Annotated in this window: 16 protein-coding genes and 1 pseudogene; 11 read left to right on the top strand and 6 right to left on the bottom strand. The window is 68.5% G+C overall.

Going from position 1 to position 16,347, the window contains the following annotated elements:
- Positions 1-26: 26 nt before the first annotated feature.
- On the bottom strand, positions 27-410 hold the full coding sequence (locus LXT21_RS45750) for a KilA-N domain-containing protein (RefSeq protein WP_407667112.1): 384 nt from the start codon (positions 408-410) through the stop codon (positions 27-29).
- A 248-nt stretch (positions 411-658) separates the two neighbouring features.
- Between LXT21_RS45750 and LXT21_RS44025 the strand changes: the two genes are divergently transcribed.
- The 5 genes and pseudogenes from LXT21_RS44025 to istA all read left to right on the top strand — a co-directional run.
- Entirely contained in the window at positions 659-811 is a 153-nt protein-coding gene (locus LXT21_RS44025; RefSeq protein ID WP_254044263.1) for a hypothetical protein, read from the top strand.
- A 422-nt stretch (positions 812-1,233) separates the two neighbouring features.
- Positions 1,234-1,626, top strand: a complete 393-nt coding sequence (locus tag LXT21_RS44020; RefSeq protein ID WP_254044262.1) for a hypothetical protein — start codon at positions 1,234-1,236, stop codon at positions 1,624-1,626.
- 15 nt (positions 1,627-1,641) lie between these two features.
- Positions 1,642-2,007, top strand: coding sequence for a DUSAM domain-containing protein (locus LXT21_RS44015; RefSeq protein WP_254044261.1), 366 nt, complete (start codon positions 1,642-1,644; stop codon positions 2,005-2,007).
- 581 nt (positions 2,008-2,588) lie between these two features.
- Positions 2,589-2,765 carry a phage tail protein gene (locus LXT21_RS45745; protein WP_407667111.1) on the top strand — a complete coding sequence of 59 codons (177 nt, stop codon included), beginning with the start codon at positions 2,589-2,591 and terminating at the stop codon, positions 2,763-2,765.
- A gap of 75 nt (positions 2,766-2,840) precedes the next feature.
- Positions 2,841-4,280, top strand: a pseudogene (gene istA, locus LXT21_RS44010) (IS21 family transposase); the annotation flags it as partial.
- A gap of 955 nt (positions 4,281-5,235) precedes the next feature.
- Here istA and LXT21_RS44000 read toward each other — a convergent pair.
- Positions 5,236-6,108 carry an IS630 family transposase gene (locus LXT21_RS44000; protein WP_254044260.1) on the bottom strand — a complete coding sequence of 291 codons (873 nt, stop codon included), beginning with the start codon at positions 6,106-6,108 and terminating at the stop codon, positions 5,236-5,238.
- Here LXT21_RS44000 and LXT21_RS43995 point away from each other — a divergent pair.
- Positions 6,107-6,436: a LexA family protein gene (locus LXT21_RS43995; protein ID WP_254044259.1), complete on the top strand. Its 330-nt coding sequence runs from the start codon at positions 6,107-6,109 to the stop codon at positions 6,434-6,436. The two genes, LXT21_RS44000 and LXT21_RS43995, sit on opposite strands and share 2 nt — an antisense overlap.
- A 26-nt stretch (positions 6,437-6,462) precedes the next feature.
- Here LXT21_RS43995 and LXT21_RS43990 read toward each other — a convergent pair whose 3' ends face one another.
- The 3 genes from LXT21_RS43990 to LXT21_RS43980 form a co-directional block, all read right to left on the bottom strand.
- The gene (locus LXT21_RS43990) at positions 6,463-7,659 is read right to left on the bottom strand and encodes a cupin-like domain-containing protein (protein ID WP_254044258.1); all 1,197 of its coding nucleotides are present in this window, start codon (positions 7,657-7,659) and stop codon (positions 6,463-6,465) included.
- A 62-nt stretch (positions 7,660-7,721) separates the two neighbouring features.
- Positions 7,722-8,666, bottom strand: a complete 945-nt coding sequence (locus tag LXT21_RS43985; RefSeq protein WP_254044257.1) for an SDR family oxidoreductase — start codon at positions 8,664-8,666, stop codon at positions 7,722-7,724.
- Positions 8,663-9,484, bottom strand: coding sequence for a lysophospholipid acyltransferase family protein (locus LXT21_RS43980; RefSeq protein WP_254044256.1), 822 nt, complete (start codon positions 9,482-9,484; stop codon positions 8,663-8,665). Before LXT21_RS43980 ends, LXT21_RS43985 begins: the two co-directional genes overlap by 4 nt.
- A gap of 101 nt (positions 9,485-9,585) precedes the next feature.
- Between LXT21_RS43980 and LXT21_RS43975 the strand changes: the two genes are divergently transcribed.
- The 5 genes from LXT21_RS43975 (at position 9,586) to LXT21_RS43955 (ending at position 15,120) form a co-directional block, all read left to right on the top strand.
- Positions 9,586-10,536: an ABC transporter ATP-binding protein gene (locus LXT21_RS43975; RefSeq protein WP_254044255.1), complete on the top strand. Its 951-nt coding sequence runs from the start codon at positions 9,586-9,588 to the stop codon at positions 10,534-10,536.
- On the top strand, positions 10,536-11,564 hold the full coding sequence (locus LXT21_RS43970) for an ABC transporter permease (RefSeq protein ID WP_254044265.1): 1,029 nt from the start codon (positions 10,536-10,538) through the stop codon (positions 11,562-11,564). The genes LXT21_RS43975 and LXT21_RS43970 overlap by 1 nt, the downstream gene beginning before the upstream one ends.
- A 10-nt stretch (positions 11,565-11,574) precedes the next feature.
- Positions 11,575-13,062, top strand: coding sequence for a methyltransferase family protein (locus tag LXT21_RS43965; RefSeq protein WP_254044254.1), 1,488 nt, complete (start codon positions 11,575-11,577; stop codon positions 13,060-13,062).
- Between the two features lie 22 nt (positions 13,063-13,084).
- Positions 13,085-14,251: a pyridoxal phosphate-dependent aminotransferase gene (locus LXT21_RS43960; protein ID WP_254044253.1), complete on the top strand. Its 1,167-nt coding sequence runs from the start codon at positions 13,085-13,087 to the stop codon at positions 14,249-14,251.
- Positions 14,252-14,430: 179 nt separating this feature from the next.
- Positions 14,431-15,120, top strand: a complete 690-nt coding sequence (locus tag LXT21_RS43955) for a LysM peptidoglycan-binding domain-containing protein (RefSeq protein WP_254044252.1) — start codon at positions 14,431-14,433, stop codon at positions 15,118-15,120.
- Between the two features lie 177 nt (positions 15,121-15,297).
- Here LXT21_RS43955 and LXT21_RS43950 read toward each other — a convergent pair whose 3' ends face one another.
- Positions 15,298-16,266: a fatty acid desaturase gene (locus tag LXT21_RS43950; RefSeq protein ID WP_254044251.1), complete on the bottom strand. Its 969-nt coding sequence runs from the start codon at positions 16,264-16,266 to the stop codon at positions 15,298-15,300.
- Between the last annotated feature and the right edge of the window lie 81 nt (positions 16,267-16,347).

Raw genomic sequence — 16,347 nt, 5'->3', positions numbered from 1 at the left:
GTTGCCTCGCATCTGCGCGCCCTGATTCATGGCTCGGCTGATTGAATCAGCTTCCTTGGAGAACCGACAAGATTGAGCACAGCCTGGGGCTTGGCGCGGGAGTAGGCGAGTCCCGAGCCCCGAGCGCGGAGTGGGGTTACACCGGTCTCGTGGCTATCCCGTACATTGTGTAGAGCCCCTCGGGAGGGCCACGAACTCGGCGCAAATCCAACCGGACCGTTCATCGAATCCGAGGAACGGGTCAGCTCGGTGATGAGCCCCCGGGTGGACTCGTTGCGGAGGAAGTTCGAGGGCTGGTGGCGTGGCTCACCGCCGGCCGCCCCGTGCAGGTCGTTGAGACTGTAGCGGCCGTGGGCGTCCTGCTGGGCGACGACGTCGCCGATGGTGAGCTGTTGGGATGGGCAGGACACGTTGACCTCGGGGAAAGGCACCCCCTCCCCGGAGCCGTGCACTCCGGGGAGGCGGCGGCGCCTCACGACGGGAGGGGGGAGTCGTGGGCGTCTTGTGGTGTGGCCTGCACGGGGCCTGGACACAGCCTCACGCGCGTCGAGGACAGTGTCCGGCACGAACTCGCGCTCACCCCTGGGGTATGGACGACTGGAGTAGGGGGGCGCTCGCGCAGCGCCTTCAGGTGGCGGAGTGGGAGTTTCAGCGGGCGGTGGCCGAGCGGGACGGCAGTCCGGCGGCGAGGACGCGGTACGCGCGAGCACGTGCCGAGTACCGCGCGGCGGAGGAGCTCGCGTTGGCCGTGTTGGGCGCGCGAGAGGACCTCGAACTCGTCGAGGCCAGCGCGACCCAGCAGATGGGGTAGAAGGCCGCCGTGCCGCTCGACACCTCGAAGACGCGCCCCGAGCGCCGCAAGGCCCCAGCGGGAAGCACCGTCCGTGTTGATGGCCTGCACATCTCCCGCGAGGCATGGGCGCGCGTCGTCGAGCTGGCCGAGCAGATGGTGCGCGCCGGTATTCCCCGCGCGCACCGCTCTGGTGCGCTGGACTTGCTCCTCATGCAGCCCCAGGTGCTGGCTGGTGGCTGCCGGGCCTTCCGGTGCGCGACGTGCGGCATGTGGCCACCGAGCGCCCAAGCGGCCCTCCACCACCAGGACGCGCACCCCGTCCACGATGTCCAGGGGTTCACCGTTCCGCTCCAGGCAAGGGTTATTAATCATGCAAAACATGAATTACAATCAAATCCATGCGCGCCCCTCGAGAGACGTGTCGCGAATGGACCGCGGTGATGGTGGCAGTCGTCGGCTTCACGCTCGGGTGTGCATCCACGGAGCACGCCCGCTCCAGCACGAGCGAGGCATACGCGCAGGCCACATGCACGGACACGGTGACCTGCTGCCTCCAGCGCAACGTGGGCAACCCCGAAGCGTGCGGCCTGACGGCGGCCGAGGCGGGCAAGCACATCAGCGCGGCGATGGCGCTCGATGAGTCCGGCGCGAAGGGCGAGGAGAAAGACGTCCCGGACGAGGAGTGGAAGCAGCAATGCGCGGACCTCTACGTCCAGTGCCAAAACCAGACGAAGCCGCGCTGGTCAGGTGATTGCCATGCGTGTTTCCGGAACTGCGAGGGGCAGCACCGGTGGCCCTTCCAAATGTGCCATCCACGCCGGAGCCGGAGTTAACCGATGCCCACTCCAATGAACTGGGACGACATCCAAGACCTTGAGCGCCGCGTGCTCATGGACGGAGAGTCGCTAGTCCTGACGGACGAACTGCGGGACATCCTCCGCCTCCGTGCAGCAGAGGTTGCCCTGCCTGCGCCCGCAACGGAACAGTCCCTCCAAGCCGAGGCGACAGCTCGCGTACTCCTCGAGGAGATTGCGCGCCGCATCCGCGAGGGCTCCGTCCGGCTGGGGCGCGCGACGTCGCAGGCATACAAGCACCAGCAAGCCGGCGACAATGAGGCAGCCCGTCGTGTCCTCGAAGCCATTCTGGACGTCGAGGTTGTCCCGCACTATCGAGACGTGGCGCAGATTCAACTAGAGGCACTCGACGAGGAATAGCTGCCACCCACAGCGCGGCGCCCCTTCTCGCGAGAAGGAGAGCCCCCGTGCGACGCTCACGCCGACACCCAAGTCGCCCGAGCGCCATCGCATCCGCGAGGACTTCGAGCGCGGCCTGCGCCAGCTCCGTGGTGAGCTCGATCCGGAGGCGCCGGCCTGGGCCTCCACGTAGCCCGTGTGCACGGGCACCGCGAGGACACGAGAGAGCCCCGCGGCGACAACTGCCCGCGGGGAGTCTGTGGGCCCGAGTCCACCAGCGCGGACCGTTTGGACGACGGCGCCGAGCGACAGCGCCCAGAGCATCGGCTGCTCGATGTCTCCCGGGCCCGCCAGCTCATGGACGATTGGAGCAGGCGGGTGGCGCTCGCGCAGGGACTGGCGGCGGTGGAGAGGGAACTGCAGCAGGTCGTCGCGGGACGGGATGGCAGTCCCGAGGCGAGGACGCGCTCCATGCGCGCGCGTGTGGCGTACGTGCAGATGGAGACGATCGCCTTGAGGATGCTCTGCCCGGCCCAGGGACGACGAGACGCTTCCATGCAGGCTGATGGATTGCGTCCGCGTCGCCGCTGACGCTACCGGGAATGGAGCGCTTCCCCTTCACGCCAGACTACGGCGCGCAGCAGCAGGCACAGCCATGCATCCTGAAGGCCCAGTTCGGTGACGGGTACTCCCAGCGCGCGGAGGACGGCCTTCGTGCCACCCTCCAGCGCTGGGCGCTCCAGTTCAACCCTCAGTGGTCACCCAAAACCGGCCAATGAAGGTCCCCTGAAAAGCGGCCAAAGGGGAGGGCCGAGACGTTGACGCCCGGGTAGGACGTGGAGTCCGCCTGGGGGATGGGCAACGTCTTGAGCGACGAGAAGCAGCAGCAGGTCATCGCCCTGGGTCGGTTGGGCTGGAGTCTGAGACGAATCGAGGAGACGACGGGGGTCCGCCGTGAGACGGCCAGCGGCTACCTGAAGGCGGCGGGAGTAGGAGTGCGTCCGCCGCGCCGGTGGGGCAAGACAAAACCGGCCAATGAGGGGACCACCGAGGTGCGTCCCGCGGGCGAGGAGCCCTCCTCGGGAGCAAAACCGGCCAATGAGGGGACCACCGACGCTGCGCCACGCAGCCGCGCCGCGGTCCGGCACCTGAGGGCGAGCATCGTCGCCCCGTACGTGGACCTGGTGCAGCAGCGACTGGAGGTGGGCCGCAACGCGCGCGCCGTCTACGAGGAACTCGTCGACACGCAGGGCTACACGGGCAGCTACATCAGCGTGCGTCGCTTCGTCCGCACGATGAGGGACAGCCAGGGCCCGGAGGCCAAGGCCGTCATCCACACGGCGCCAGGAGAGGAGGCCCAGGTGGACTACGGGGAGGGGCCCATGGTGCGCCACCCGGAGACGGGGAAGTACCGGCGCACGCGCATGTTCGTCGTGACGCTGGGCTACAGCCGCAAGTCGGTGAGGCTGTTGTGCTGGAAGTCTTCCAGCCGGACGTGGGCGCAGTTGCACGAGGAGGCGTTCCGCCGGCTGGGAGGTGTGGCGCGCACGGTGGTGCTGGACAACCTGCGCGAGGGCGTGCTGGCGGCGGACGTGTACGAGCCGGCCCTCAATCCCCTCTTCCGAGACGTGCTGGCCCACTGCGGCGCCACGGCCCTGCCAGCCCGGGTCCGCCACCCGGACAGAAAGGGCAAGGTGGAGTCGGCGGTGGGGCACGCGCAGCGCACGCCGCTCAAGGGGCTGCGCTTCGAGTCCCTGCAGGTCGCACAGGCCTACCTCGACGCGTGGGAGGCCCGGTGGGCGGACACCCGAATCCACGGCACCACCAAGCGCCAGGTGGCGGCCATGTTCGGCGAGGAGCGTCCGAGGCTGCTGCCCCGGCCGGTGGGGCCTGCACCAGGTGGACCCGCTCATCCGCGAACTCACCCACTACCGCGACGTCATCGCCCGCCTCACCCAGCCCACCCCTCACCCAGGAGACACCGAGACATGAATCTCGTCGAAATCACCCGTGCCCTCACCACCTTGCGCCTGTCTGGCATGGCCCAGGCCGTCGAGGCGCGCCTCTTACAGGCTCAAGCCGAGAAGCTCGCTCCCCTCGACTTCCTCTCCGCACTCGTCAACGACGAGTTGACGCGTCGCAGCGACAGCTTCATCCAACGCCGCCTGAAGCTGGGCGCCTTCCGCGACGCGGGCAAGACGCTCGACGGCTTCGACTTCGACTTCAACAAGAAGATGAATCGCCGCCTCGTCTTCGAGCTGGCCACCGGCGGCTTCGTGGAGCGGCGCGAGGACGCGCTCTTCCTCGGCCCTCCGGGCACCGGCAAGAGTCACATCGCCCAGGCCATCGGTCGCGCCGTCGAGGGGCTGTTCGACGAGCAAGTCAGCGCCGGCGTCGGCAGGAGATGGGCACCCGCCGTCGCGAACGCGCCGAGTACGTCTTCGCCCGTGGACAGGAAGTGCTCAAGCTGCGCGTGGCCTTCGGTGCCGACCTGCTGTGCCTCCGTGGTGGGCTCGGGCAACCGCAACACCTTGGCGAAGTACCAAGCACGAGGGCACAGCTTGTGTTTCTTGAGCTAGGACACGCTCAAGCGCTGGATAACTCCGGCGATGACTGAGTGGGCTCGGCGGGAGCCTTCGATGGTGAGTGGTACCCCACGTAAATGGGTGCGGATTCCGGGAGTGGCCCATATGCGGGCCAAGGTGCCCCGCACCAGTAATGAGCCCCATTGTACTCAAGGGCACGGCGACAGTTAAATACGTGAAGTGGCCAGTGGTTCGTGTTTGTGTTGCTGGAGTTCGTGGTGAGACAGTCAATATGTAGTCTATTGCGAGGGTTTCACTATGCTCAATCAAATGAAGCGGGTTGTTGCTATTGGAGCGTTGTTGCTGGCGGTTGGCTGTGGACCTGTGGGGACCGAAGAGGAGCAGCTCTCAAACGAGCAACCGGTTGAACAGCCTGCGGACCACGGTGAGGTGCGTGCTCAGGGTGTCACTGAGTTCATGGAATGCATTAATGCGATTCGGCTTCCGCCGGAACTCCGTGAATGCATTGGGCGCTGTGTAGTATTGGGCCCTGGCGAAGGTGCAATCAACTGTGTTAATCAGTGTGTCTTGCCCTACTCAATCGGAGTGGTTCTGAGTGTCTCAGCCTGCCTTGTGGAACTTTGAGCTTGATGATTGATGGTGGTTCGCGGCAAATAGTTTGAGCCAACTTGACTACTACCTCGGCACAGAGGTTTTGAAGGGTTCAGGCAGCAGCGGCCACTGCTGCCTGGGCCTGGGGGTACGCTCGACCAAGTTTGGTGCGGGCGCTGTCTACAGAGAACCGCCAGCGGACGCGAGCCCTCTCCTTGTTGCGCATCCGCTCCCACCGGGCCACCTCCCGTTTCAAGGCGGGCTTGGTGCCAATCCGCCTGTCCAGGCATTGGCGGGTGAGGACGCTGATTTCAATCTCCACCATGTTCAGCCAACTGGCGTGCTTGGGGACGAAATCGTAACGGCGGGGCTTGCCGGGCATGGCCGGCAGGGGCGTACGGACTTCTCCAATCAGCTGATTGGGAGTCTCATCGAAGCAGACCACCGGCCGCTTGGCGTCTGGTGGCTCGGCGTAGAGCTCCAGCACGTCCTTCATTCGGGCGACGTACTCGGCATCCACTTTCGGGATGCACCACATGCGCTGCTGCCAGGGCTTGAGCTCGTTCTCCTCCAACCGTCGGCGGACCGTTGCCCGCGAGAGGTCCTCGTGCTCGGTCAGCCGCACCAGTTCATCGGCCAGCAACTGGAGCGTCCACAGCGCACGTCCCTTCGGGGGCGTCGAGCAGACGGTGGCCACCAGAAGTGCCTCCTGCTTGCCGCTCAGCTTGCGCGAGGCCCCGGGTCGCTGCCTTTCGTGCAGGGCGTGTTCCACGCCTCCTTCCACGAACCGCCGCTTGACTCGGTACACCGTCGAGATGCTCATCCGGACACTGCTGGCAATCTGCTCGTCGGTGATGCCGATATGGGCTGCCAGCAGAATCTGCGCACGCTTGACGTGGCGCACCCGCTCCGTGCCGCCCTTCGCCAGGGCCTCCAACTCCGACTTCTCCTCGACAGCAAGGGTGACGAGGTAACGTAAATTCATGCGCTCCGACTTCGTGAAAGGGGAGGCGGACTACCTCTCTGCCTCCGTGTCGATTCCTTCCGCTCCTCAGCCCATCACGGACCTTCAAGGCCAATACCTGGCCTTCATCCACGCCTACACAAAGCTCAACAGGCGCCCTCCCGCCGAAGCCGACATGCAGCGCTATTTCGGCACCACTCCTCCCACCGTCCACCGCATGGTGCTGGAGCTTGAGCGCCGGGGGCTCATCCGACGCAGCGCCGGACAGGCCCGCAGCATGAGTGTCCCGCTTGCGCACTCGGGACATTCGCTCGCTGCGCTCCTTGGGGCTCAGCGTATCCATGCTTGAATCGGCCCGAGGCGTGACGTTCACCACTACCGCGGCGCCGGGTCCCCCGCAGGCAGCTCCATCACGTCCGGCATCTCCGCCAGCATGTTGGCATTGGGATAGAGCGTGAGCTGTCCCTGCTGCCGCTCGAGGAGCCCCATGAGCCCGCCGGCCGACTCCTCGAACGGCGCACCGTGCGTCTGGAACGCGAACGCCTCCCACAGCCGGGCCACGTGCTCACGCCACGAACCCGGCAGCTTCTGGAACGTCACCCGCGCCTGCTCCGCCAGCGCCGAGGACTCGGAGACCTCCTCACCCGCGAACACCCGACGGCGGAACAGCTCCCGCTCCCGATTCCGCTCCTCCGGTGTCGCCTCCGCCAGCGCGCGGATGCCCGCCGACAGGTCCTTCCACAGCTCCAGCGTCGCCGTGGACGGAATCGTGGTGATGAAGCTGTTCACCATCACGTGCATCGCCCCGAAGGACTCCACGTGGTGCCACCAGAAGGGCGGAATCAACAGCGCCTCCCCAGGCTCCACCACCGCCACGCACGCGTGCTCCAGCGCCGTGCCAAACCGCGGGAAGCGCTCCAGGTCCAGGTTCAACAGGTGCACGGGCGTCGTGGGCGCCCCGCCCCCCAGCACGTCCAGCGGCGCGTGGTACAGGTTCGCCAGCTGCTCCGGCGGGAACATCGTCACCCGCTTGGTGCCCTCGAACATGCAGATGAAGTTGATGCAGTCGTCGTAGTGCAGGTTCACCACCTGCCCGTCCGAGCCCACCCAGAACTTGCTCTCCACCCCCAGCGGGTCGCTGAACGAGAGGAAGTCGAAGCCCAGCTTCTCGCGCACGTGCGACTGCTCGAGCATCCCGTTCTGCATGTACACGTACTCGCCCGTGCGCACCGCTGCCTTCAGCCGCTCCCCGAAGTCCGCGAAGCTGCCCTGCTCGGGCATCACCGCCACGGCGCCCTCGGCATCGTTCACCACCAGCTTGGGCCGGTAGTGCCCACCCGACTCCGGAGGCAACACGCAGAAGTAATGCTGAGGACGCTCACCCAGCTGCGTCTCCAGCACCCCCAGCTTCCCATCCAACGTGCCCTGCGCGCGGAACGCGCCCAGCGCCCCGGAGGCGTCCAGGAGCCCCCGGACGATGACCGGCTCGCGGTAGTGCCACTCCCGCAGCTCCTCGAGCGACGGGCGCTCCAACCTGCGGACCGGCCTGGCGGAAAAGGGCAGGGGCTTCATCGGCATGGGGCTCCAACTCGCGGCACGAGGGAGCCCTCACGCTACCACGTCCCCGAAGGGCCCTAGATGAGCCCCCCGGACACCGGCGGAGGCGCCGCCTCGCGGTAGATGCGCAGCGTGTCCGCCACGCTGTGCTGGTACTCGAACCCCGTCGCCTCCAGGAAGCGCCGGTTGTCCACCACGATGGGATAGCGCAGATGGTCCAGCGCCCCCACCGACAGCCGAGGGAAGCCCGCCCGCCCCAACAGGAACGACAGCACCTGCGAAGGCAGCGGCACCGCCGTGCGCCGCGTCTCGCGCACGATGACCGACAGCGGAATCGGCGGAGGCCCGGCCACGTTGAAGATGCCCCGAATCTTCTTCTCCAGCGCCAGCTGCAGCGCCGTCACCACGTCCTCCTCCTGGAGCACGTGGAAGAGAGGGTCGTACCCGAGCACCAGCGGCACCCGACGCCCCTTGAGGAACGACGCCAGCGTCCCCGTGCCCGGCGCGCCCAGCGTGTACGGCAGCCGCAGCACCGCCGTCGTCACCTCCGGCAGCCGCCACAGCGCCGTCGCGGCATACAGGTCCGCGGCCACCAGGTCCGCCAGCTCCGGGATGGCCTCCAGCGCGCGCGGCGGCTCGTCCTCGGAGTGGTACAGCGGCGAGTCCGGCGCCGCGCCGTAGAACGTGTGCCGCCCCACGAACAGCAGCTGCTTCACGCCGTGCGCCGCGCAGTGGTCGAACACCGCCTTGGTGCCGTCCAGGTTGATGCGTCCGCGCTCCGCGCCCGGCACCGTGAAGGCCGTGACGGTGGCCATGTGCACCACCGCGTCCGGACGCCAGCGGCGGAAGACGTCCTCGGCCACGCGCTTGCGCACGTCCCCGCGGAACACCTGGATGTCCGCCTCCTGGGCCGTGTCCCAGGGACGGATGTCCACGCCCGCCACCTCGTGGCCCGCCTTCTTCAACCGCAGCGCCAGCTTGCGCGCGATTCCTCCGGAGATACCCGGGATGAGCACCCTCATGGCAGCAGCTTTCTGGCCAGCCCGCGGTGCTGTCGCCCCGCCCGGCCTCGCTCGATGAGACCCGCGATGCGCTCCTTCACCTTCGCCACATACCCCTCGATGACGTGGTCCTCCTCGTCCCCGGTGCCCCGGAAGACGAGCGGCTCGCCATAGTGGATCTCCAACTGCACCGGCAGCGGCACCGGCAACAGGTACGGCGTCAGCGGCACGTACGGCACGCCCAACAACTTGCCCAGCGTGTACGCGTTGAACACCGTGGGGATGGCCGAGCCGCCCCCCAGGAACGCGAACGGGATGATGGGCGAGCGCGTCTGGAGCGCCAGCCGGATGAAGCCCGTGCCGAAGTCCACCAGCGAGTAGCGGTCCGGGAACAGCTTCGCCGTGCCGCGCGCGCCCTCGGGGAAAATCATCAGCAGCCGGTCATCCTCGAGCAGCCGCCGCGCATGCTCGGGCAAGCCGGTGAACTGGCCGGTGCGGCTGGCCCACAAGGAGGAGACGGGGAACTTGTGGAGGAAGCGCTCCACCATGCCCTGGGCGAGCCTGGGCGGGTCCATCTCCAGCATGGTGGACGTCAGCACCATGGCGCCGTCCACGGCCACGCCGCCCGAGTGGTTGCCCACGAGCATGCCCCGGCCTCGGGCGGGGACGTGCTCGATGCCGTGGCAGCGCACCCGGAAGTAGTACCGGTAGATGAGCGCGAACACGCGCAGCGCGTCCCTCACGTGCTTCCGGGAGATTCCGTACGGGTCCACGCCGTACTCGTTGAACGGCAATTCCAGCCGGTCAACCCGCGCATCCAATCCGTCGCTCAGGGCCACGGCCGCGGACCGTAGCACCCCCGGACGCGGCCCGCCGCATTCCACGCGCGCGCCGTTGGGCCCCGGCCCGCGTTGGGCCATACTGCCGCCCACTCCCCCCCATGACATCCCCAGACGAGCTCGCCATCGAGGTGAAGGGACTGGTCAAGCGCTTCGGCGACGTCACCGCCGTGGACGGCATCGACCTGGACATCCGAAGGGGCGAGTGCGTGGGCCTGCTCGGCCCCAACGGCGCCGGCAAGACGACCACCGTGGAGATTCTCGAGGGCCTCCAGGAGCCGACCTCCGGTCATGTACGGCTGCTCGGGCTGGACTGGAAGCGTGACGCGACCCGGCTTCGCCAGCGCATCGGCCTGACGCTCCAGGAGACGAAGCTGGTGGAGCAGCTCACGGTGGAGGAGACGGTGCGGATGTTCGCGTCCTTCTATCCGCGCCCGCTGCCGCTCGAGGAGCTGATTGGCATGGTGCAGCTCGGGGAGAAGCGGCACGCCCGGGTGGGCAAGTTGTCGGGAGGCCAGCGGCAGCGGTTGGCCCTGGCGCTGGGGCTGGCGGGAGACCCGGACCTGCTCTTCCTGGACGAGCCGACCACGGGCCTGGACCCGCAGTCGCGCCGGGCCCTGTGGGACGTGGTGGCGGCGCTCAAGGCCAAGGGGCGCACCGTGGTGTTGACGACGCACTACATGGACGAGGCCGAGGTGCTCTGCGACAGGCTGGTCATCATCGACCGGGGCCGCGTCATCAGCCGGGGCACGCCCGGGGACATCGTCGCGTCGCTGGGGGCCGAGCAGGTCATCGAGCTGGAGGCGGAGCCGTCGCTCGACCTGGAGCGGCTGTCGCCCCTGTCCACCGTCGTCTCGGCGCAGCGTCACGCGGACCGGCTGTCCCTGCGGGTGAAGGCGCTGCATGAGGCGCTGCCGTCGGTGCTGCGCGAGGTGGAGGCGTCCGGCGCGAAGCTCAAGCACCTGTCGACGCGGCGGCCCACGTTGGATGACGTGTTCATCGGGTTGACGGGGCGCTCGCTGCGCGAGGGCAACGAGGAGAAGGCGGCGTGATGGGCTCGCTGGGTCAGCTGGTGTTGATGCGCCTGCGGGTGTTGTGGCGCCAGCCCGAGGTGCTGTTCTGGACGTTCGTCTTCCCCATCGTCACCACGCTGGTGCTGGGGCTGGCCTTCCGCAACGAGTCGCTCGCGCCCGTGCGCGTCGCCATCGCGCAAGGCGAAGGGGCCACCGAGCTGCGCGCTCGGCTGGAGGGCACGCCGGAGCTGGAGGTGGAGACGCTGGAGCTCCTCGAGGCGCGTCGTCAGCTCGCCCGGGGGCGCGTGACGTTGGTGCTGGTGCCCGGCACGCCTCGGCCCGAGGCGCTGGTGGACCCCAGTCAGGCGGAGGGCAGGACCGCGCGGCTGCTCGTCTCGCAGGCGCTGGCGCGCGCGCCGGATGCGCCTCGACTGGAGGCGGTGCGGACGACGCCGGTGTCCGAGCCGGGCAATCGCTACATCGACTTCCTCATCCCGGGCCTCTTGGGGATGTCGTTGATGTCCTCCAGCCTGTGGGCGCTGGCGGTGCCGCTGGTGTCCATGCGCGGCGGCAAGCTGCTCAAGCGGCTCGCGGGCACGCCCATGTCGCGCACGCACTTCTTCCTGGCCTTCCTGATAGGGCGCACGGCCTTCGCGGTGCTGGAGGTCGCCTTCTTCTGCGCCTTCGCGCGCTGGCTGTTCGGCGTGCCGATGTTCGGCAGCTATGGCGCGCTGCTGGGCATGGGGTTGCTGGGCGCGATGTGCTTCGCCTCGCTGGCGCTGCTGGTGTCCATCCGGGCGCACAACGAGGAGTCGGTGGGCGGGCTGGTCAACCTGGTGTCCATGCCGATGCTGTTCCTGTCCGGCGTCTTCTTCGCGTCGGACAACTTCCCGGGCTGGTTGCAGCCGGTCATCCACGCGCTGCCGCTGACGGCGCTCAATGACTCCCTGCGCGCCATCATGCTGGAGGGGACGTCGTTGCTGGCGCTGGGGCCGGCCATGGTGGTGCTCGTGGCCTGGACGGTGCTCCCCCTGGTGGTCGCGCTGCGCTGGTTCCGCTGGGTCTGAAGGAGAGTCCATGTCGAAGCCTCCCGCGTCGCCCGCCTTCGTCCAGCAGCTCAACTTCCTCGGCCGTGACGCGAGCAACGAGTCGGCGGCGCTCCAGGCCGCGTTCTCGCTCGGGGTGTTCGGGCAGCTCTCCGCCGGTCCGGGCGCGGCGCCTCTGTCATTGGACTCGATGGCCGAGCACCTGGGCGCGAATCGCCGCGGGGTCCGCGCCATCCTCGAGCCGCTGGTGGGACTGGGCTTCGTGCTGTTCGAGGAGGGCCAGGGCTATCTGCTCGCCGAGGACACGGCCGCGTTCCTCTCCGATGCGGCGTTCCGCGCGCGACTCCGGGCGGTGCCCGAATGGTGGCACGTGGTGGCGAAGCTGCCCGAGGCGGTGCGCACGGGCGCCTCGGTGGACGGGAGGGATTTGCTGGGGTGGTTCCGCGCCCTGTTCCTGGAGCCGTCGCCTCCTGCGCCCAATGCGCGAGCCGAGGAGTTCTTCGACCGGTATGCGCGCAACTTCGCGCGCACGCAGGCGCTGGTGGCGGCGGCGGAGCTGGGATTGCTCTCGCGACTGGTGGAGGGGGCGACGCCTCGCGACGCGCTCGCGACCGAGCTGAAGGTGCATCCCGAGGGGCTGGGCGTGCTCTTGGGCGTGCTCGCCTCGCTGGGCGTGGCGCGGGAGGAGGCGGGGAGTTGGTCCTTCGCGGAAGCCGCGGCGCGGATGCTCGACGCCACGAGCCTGCCGTACTTCCAGCGCGCGCTGCCGGCGACCATGGCCTACTGGGAGGCCTTCGGACATCTGGCGGAGGCGGTGCGCGAGCATCGCTTCCGCCTGGACCTGAGAGATCCGGAGACAGCGCGCCGCATCTATCAGGAGAACGCCTCGCGCATCTCCGGCATCTTCGGCTCGCACCTGCGGCTGAGCCGCAAGGCCGCGGAGCTGGTGGGGCAGATGCGCTCGCTCGCGGGGGCGCGGGTGCTGGACGTGGGCACGGGCTCGGGCGTGTGGGGCGCGGCCTTCGGGCTCGCGGCTCCGACGACGCACGTGACGTACCTGGACTCGGTGCACGTGCTGGACGCGGTGCGCCCGCACCTGACGAAGCTGAAGCTGGAGGCGCGCTCGCGGCTGTGGGAGGGCGACTGCCTCTCGGTGGACTACGGCGAGGCGGAGTACGACGTCATCCTCCTGCCGCAAATCATCCCCGCGCTGCCGCACGACGCGCTGCCGGGCTTCTTCGCGAAGCTCGCGCGGGCGCTCAAGCCCGGCGGGCTGCTGCTCATCTCCGGCTATCTCCTGACGGACCGCCGCGACGGGCCGCTCGACGCGCTCTACTTCGCGCTGCGGCGCTACGTGTCCAACGAAGGGGACGTGCTGTCCCTGCCGGAGTTCCAGGCGCTGCTCACGCCCGTGGGCCTGACGTCGGCGCGAGCGTTCGACATGCCCATCCAGCAGGTGGTGGTGGCGCACCGCGGAGATGTCGCCTGGCCTGAAGTCGCCGCCGTGCCGGCCGCCTGAGTCCTCTACATCCGGAGTCGAGATGGAACCGCTGCGCTCATTCTTCATGGAGGACTACCTGGAGGGCTCGCGGTTCACCGCGCGCTACAACCTGGGGGAGTCCGGAGGCCGTCCCGTCACCGTGGGCGAGCTCTTGACGGGCTCTGGCGTGAGCCCCGACGAGGCCTCGGCCGTCTTCCTGTCCACGCTGCTGCGTGACAGCCCCAACTGGGGGCGCGCGGACCTGCGGGACCTGGTCGCCGCGATGCACCCGGGCGCCACGCGGGAGAACGTGCTCATCACCACGGGCACCAGCGAGGCGCTGCTGCTGCTCTTCCGGCAGCTGCGTCCGCGCAAGGTGGCGCTGGCGTGGCCCGCGTTCCAGCTCCTCTATGAGCTGCCCATGCAGCAGGGCGCGCAGGTGGTGCGGCTGCCGGTGCGCTGGGACACGCGCGGCCGTCCGTCCATCGACGCGGGCGACTGGCTCGAGCGGCTGGAGCGCGAGCGCCCCGACGTGGTCATCATCAACACGCCCCACAACCCGAGTGGCCTCGTGCTGGACGCGGGCCTGCTCGACGCGGTGTCGAAGTGGGCGGACGCGGCCGGGGCCACGGTGGTGGGGGACGAGCACTACCGCTTCCTGTCCTCCGAGGACGCGGTGCTGGGGGCCACGGTGTACCGGCCGGGCACGCGCTCGTTCGTGACGGGCTCGTTCATCAAGTGCCTGGGCTGTCCGGGGCTGCGCATCGGCTGGTGCGTGGGCGACACGGAGATGCTGGCCCGGATGCAGAACGAGAAGAACTACACGACGCACACGGTGAACCCGGTGACGGAGTGGATCTCCTACGAGGTGCTCAAGGACCTGCACAGCCCCGCGCTGAAGCGGGCGCGCGAGGACTGGCTCCAGAACCGGCGCACCCTGGCCGCGTTCCTGGAGCGCTCGCGAGGCGTGTACGGCACCGCGCCCCAGGGGGGCCTCGTCACCTGCATCGGCGTGAAGGGCGCGCTGGAGCCCGCGGCCTTCACCTCCCGGCTGGAGGCCCTGGCGGCCGAGGGCGTCTTCGTCCTGCCCCTGAGCGCCATGGAGGTGGGGACGCCGGATGGGGCCCATCCGCTGGAGCGGGGCCACGGCTTCCGGCTGGGGCTGGGGGCTGATCCCGCCCATTTCGCGGAGGCCCTCGCGGTCATCGAGCGCGCCACGGCGCCGTGAGTCATCGCTCCGAGTGAATACGGCCGGCGAATTATCACTCTCCGTCTTGAATTCGCCCTGGGAGACCGGGACTCCTCTACAGCCCGGGTAGAAATCTCACAATTTTGTAAACAGGCAGAGAATTGGGAGGCGCACAGCAACTCAGCCAAGGGAACCCCGAGAATAGGGCAGGAGCTTTTATGGCCAACTACCGGATCAATCCTCGCGAGCGCCGTACGACCCCCAAGGACTACGTGATTCAGCGTGGCGACACGCTCACGAAGCTGGCGGCTCGGTTCGGCACCACCGTCGACAAGCTGGCGCGCGACAACAACATCGCGAACCGCGACCTCATCTTCACGGGCGCGTCCCTGAAGGTGGGCTACTCCGGCAAGGACACCTTCGAGCCGAGTGGCTCGCGTCAGGGTTTCCGTCCGGGCGGTCGTCGTCCGACGGGCGGCGGCGAGGACGTGGGTGGCCCGACGGGCGCGGGTCCCAGCAACGCGTCGACGGGCATGCGTCGTCTGGCTGAGTCCGCGCGCCGCGCGGCGATGGGCATGGGCGGCTACAACAGCCAGGGCCTGTGCGCCACGGGCGTCAGTCGCGCCATCCGCAACGCGTACGGCATCGGCGTGTCGGGCAACGGCAATCAGATCGACAACAACCTGCCGCGCGACAAGTTCCGCCAGGTCAACATGTCGCTGGAAGAGGCGCTGAAGATTCCGGGCCTCGTGCTCACGTGGGAGAAGACCTCCACGCGCCTGGGCAGCATCTACGGCCACACCGCCATCACCATGGGCGACGGCCACACGACGGCGAGCGACTTCATCGAGCGCAACACGACCAACAACGGTCGCAGCGGCTTCAAGGTCTTCATGCCCATCAACTAGCTCCCGGCCCACACCGGCGATGCTTCAGAAAGCCTCGGTCCCTTCATGGGGCCGGGGCTTTTGCATTTGAGCGCGGTCCGCCCACTTGCGCTCGGCGATGGAGGGTGGCGCGGTCCGCGCGTGCCCGGCCCGATGGGTCCGTGGGTGCGGCGGCGGGAGCGAGCCGCTTCGGCGTCGCTACCGCAGCAGCGCGGAGAAGGAGTGGTCCCTCGCCGAGTAGTCCGCGTCCTCCAGCAGCATCTGGTGCACGCGGCCCTGGAACGCGGTGGGGACGGCGGGGAACAGGTGGTGCGTCAGGTGGTACTGGTCATGCCGGGGGAAGAGCACCCGGTTGAGCCAGCCCCACGCGAAGATGTGATTGCGCGAGCGTTGGAACTCATCCGCCGAGCCGATGACGCCCGCGTGGTCCACCGCGTCCGACCAGTAGCGAATCACCTGGTACGGCACCACGTACGGCACCAGATAGAACAGGGCGAACGCCTTCCACCCGATGCCCCACTGCGCCAGCGCCGCGAGCCCCGCGATGAAACCCCACCGCGCGAGCGTCACCGTCCACGGGTCCGTGCGGTGGAAGAGCACCGGACGGAGGAACGCAGGCAGGTGCACCAGCGTCAGGGGCCGCAGCAGGTGGTCCTTCACGAACGGCCGTTCCGCCTCCGCGAAGCCGAAGCGGCGCCGGGGCGCGAAGTCCAAATCCTTCTGCGCATCGCCCAGGTGCAGGTGGTGCGTGAAGTGCTCGCGCGTGTAGGGCTCCAGCGCCGTCCAGTCGATGATGGCCAGCAGATGGCCGAGCGCGCGGTTGCGGCGCTTGCCGCGCACGAACATGCCGTGACAGGCCTCGTGCAGCATGTTGCCCAGCGCGCGGAAGCGGGTGCCGATGAAGAAGGCCACCAGCGGGTAGAGCACCCAGCCCGCCCAGGGATGTATCGACATCAGGCTCACGGTGCCGAACGCCGCGCCCACGCCGAGACCGATGTGAAACAAGAGATGTCCCACGCCGCCTGGCAGGGAATGCGAGTGATAACCCAGCGAGGCCACCCGCCGGGCGAACCGTCCACGGAGCTTCGCGGCGATGGACCCGCCCCGCTCGCCCGACTCGGGTGAGGTCTGGGGGCCATGGCTGTCGAGCTGCGGCGCGGCGCGCATCAGGACCTTTCAGGGGTCTTGCTCGAACGCGAGGGAGTCCGAACGGTAGTCGGGGTGGCGCGCCACGAGCAAGCAAGAGGC

It is taken from the genome of Myxococcus guangdongensis (assembly GCF_024198255.1).
Taxonomy (GTDB): Bacteria; Myxococcota; Myxococcia; order Myxococcales; family Myxococcaceae; genus Myxococcus; species Myxococcus guangdongensis.
Note: the sequence above shows the minus strand (reverse complement) of the source record. Positions and strands in the feature narration are given on the sequence as shown.

Coding starts and splice junctions, on each gene's coding strand:
- LXT21_RS44020 (WP_254044262.1), top strand. CDS start 1,234: ATGGTGGCAGTCGTCGGCTTCACGCTCGGGTGTGCATCCACGGAGCAC.
- LXT21_RS44015 (WP_254044261.1), top strand. CDS start 1,642: ATGAACTGGGACGACATCCAAGACCTTGAGCGCCGCGTGCTCATGGAC.
- LXT21_RS45745 (WP_407667111.1), top strand. CDS start 2,589: ATGGAGCGCTTCCCCTTCACGCCAGACTACGGCGCGCAGCAGCAGGCA.
- LXT21_RS43995 (WP_254044259.1), top strand. CDS start 6,107: ATGCGCTCCGACTTCGTGAAAGGGGAGGCGGACTACCTCTCTGCCTCC.
- LXT21_RS44000 (WP_254044260.1), bottom strand. CDS start 6,108: ATGAATTTACGTTACCTCGTCACCCTTGCTGTCGAGGAGAAGTCGGAG.
- LXT21_RS43990 (WP_254044258.1), bottom strand. CDS start 7,659: ATGAAGCCCCTGCCCTTTTCCGCCAGGCCGGTCCGCAGGTTGGAGCGC.
- LXT21_RS43985 (WP_254044257.1), bottom strand. CDS start 8,666: ATGAGGGTGCTCATCCCGGGTATCTCCGGAGGAATCGCGCGCAAGCTG.
- LXT21_RS43975 (WP_254044255.1), top strand. CDS start 9,586: ATGACATCCCCAGACGAGCTCGCCATCGAGGTGAAGGGACTGGTCAAG.
- LXT21_RS43970 (WP_254044265.1), top strand. CDS start 10,536: ATGGGCTCGCTGGGTCAGCTGGTGTTGATGCGCCTGCGGGTGTTGTGG.
- LXT21_RS43965 (WP_254044254.1), top strand. CDS start 11,575: ATGTCGAAGCCTCCCGCGTCGCCCGCCTTCGTCCAGCAGCTCAACTTC.
- LXT21_RS43960 (WP_254044253.1), top strand. CDS start 13,085: ATGGAACCGCTGCGCTCATTCTTCATGGAGGACTACCTGGAGGGCTCG.
- LXT21_RS43955 (WP_254044252.1), top strand. CDS start 14,431: ATGGCCAACTACCGGATCAATCCTCGCGAGCGCCGTACGACCCCCAAG.
- LXT21_RS43950 (WP_254044251.1), bottom strand. CDS start 16,266: ATGCGCGCCGCGCCGCAGCTCGACAGCCATGGCCCCCAGACCTCACCC.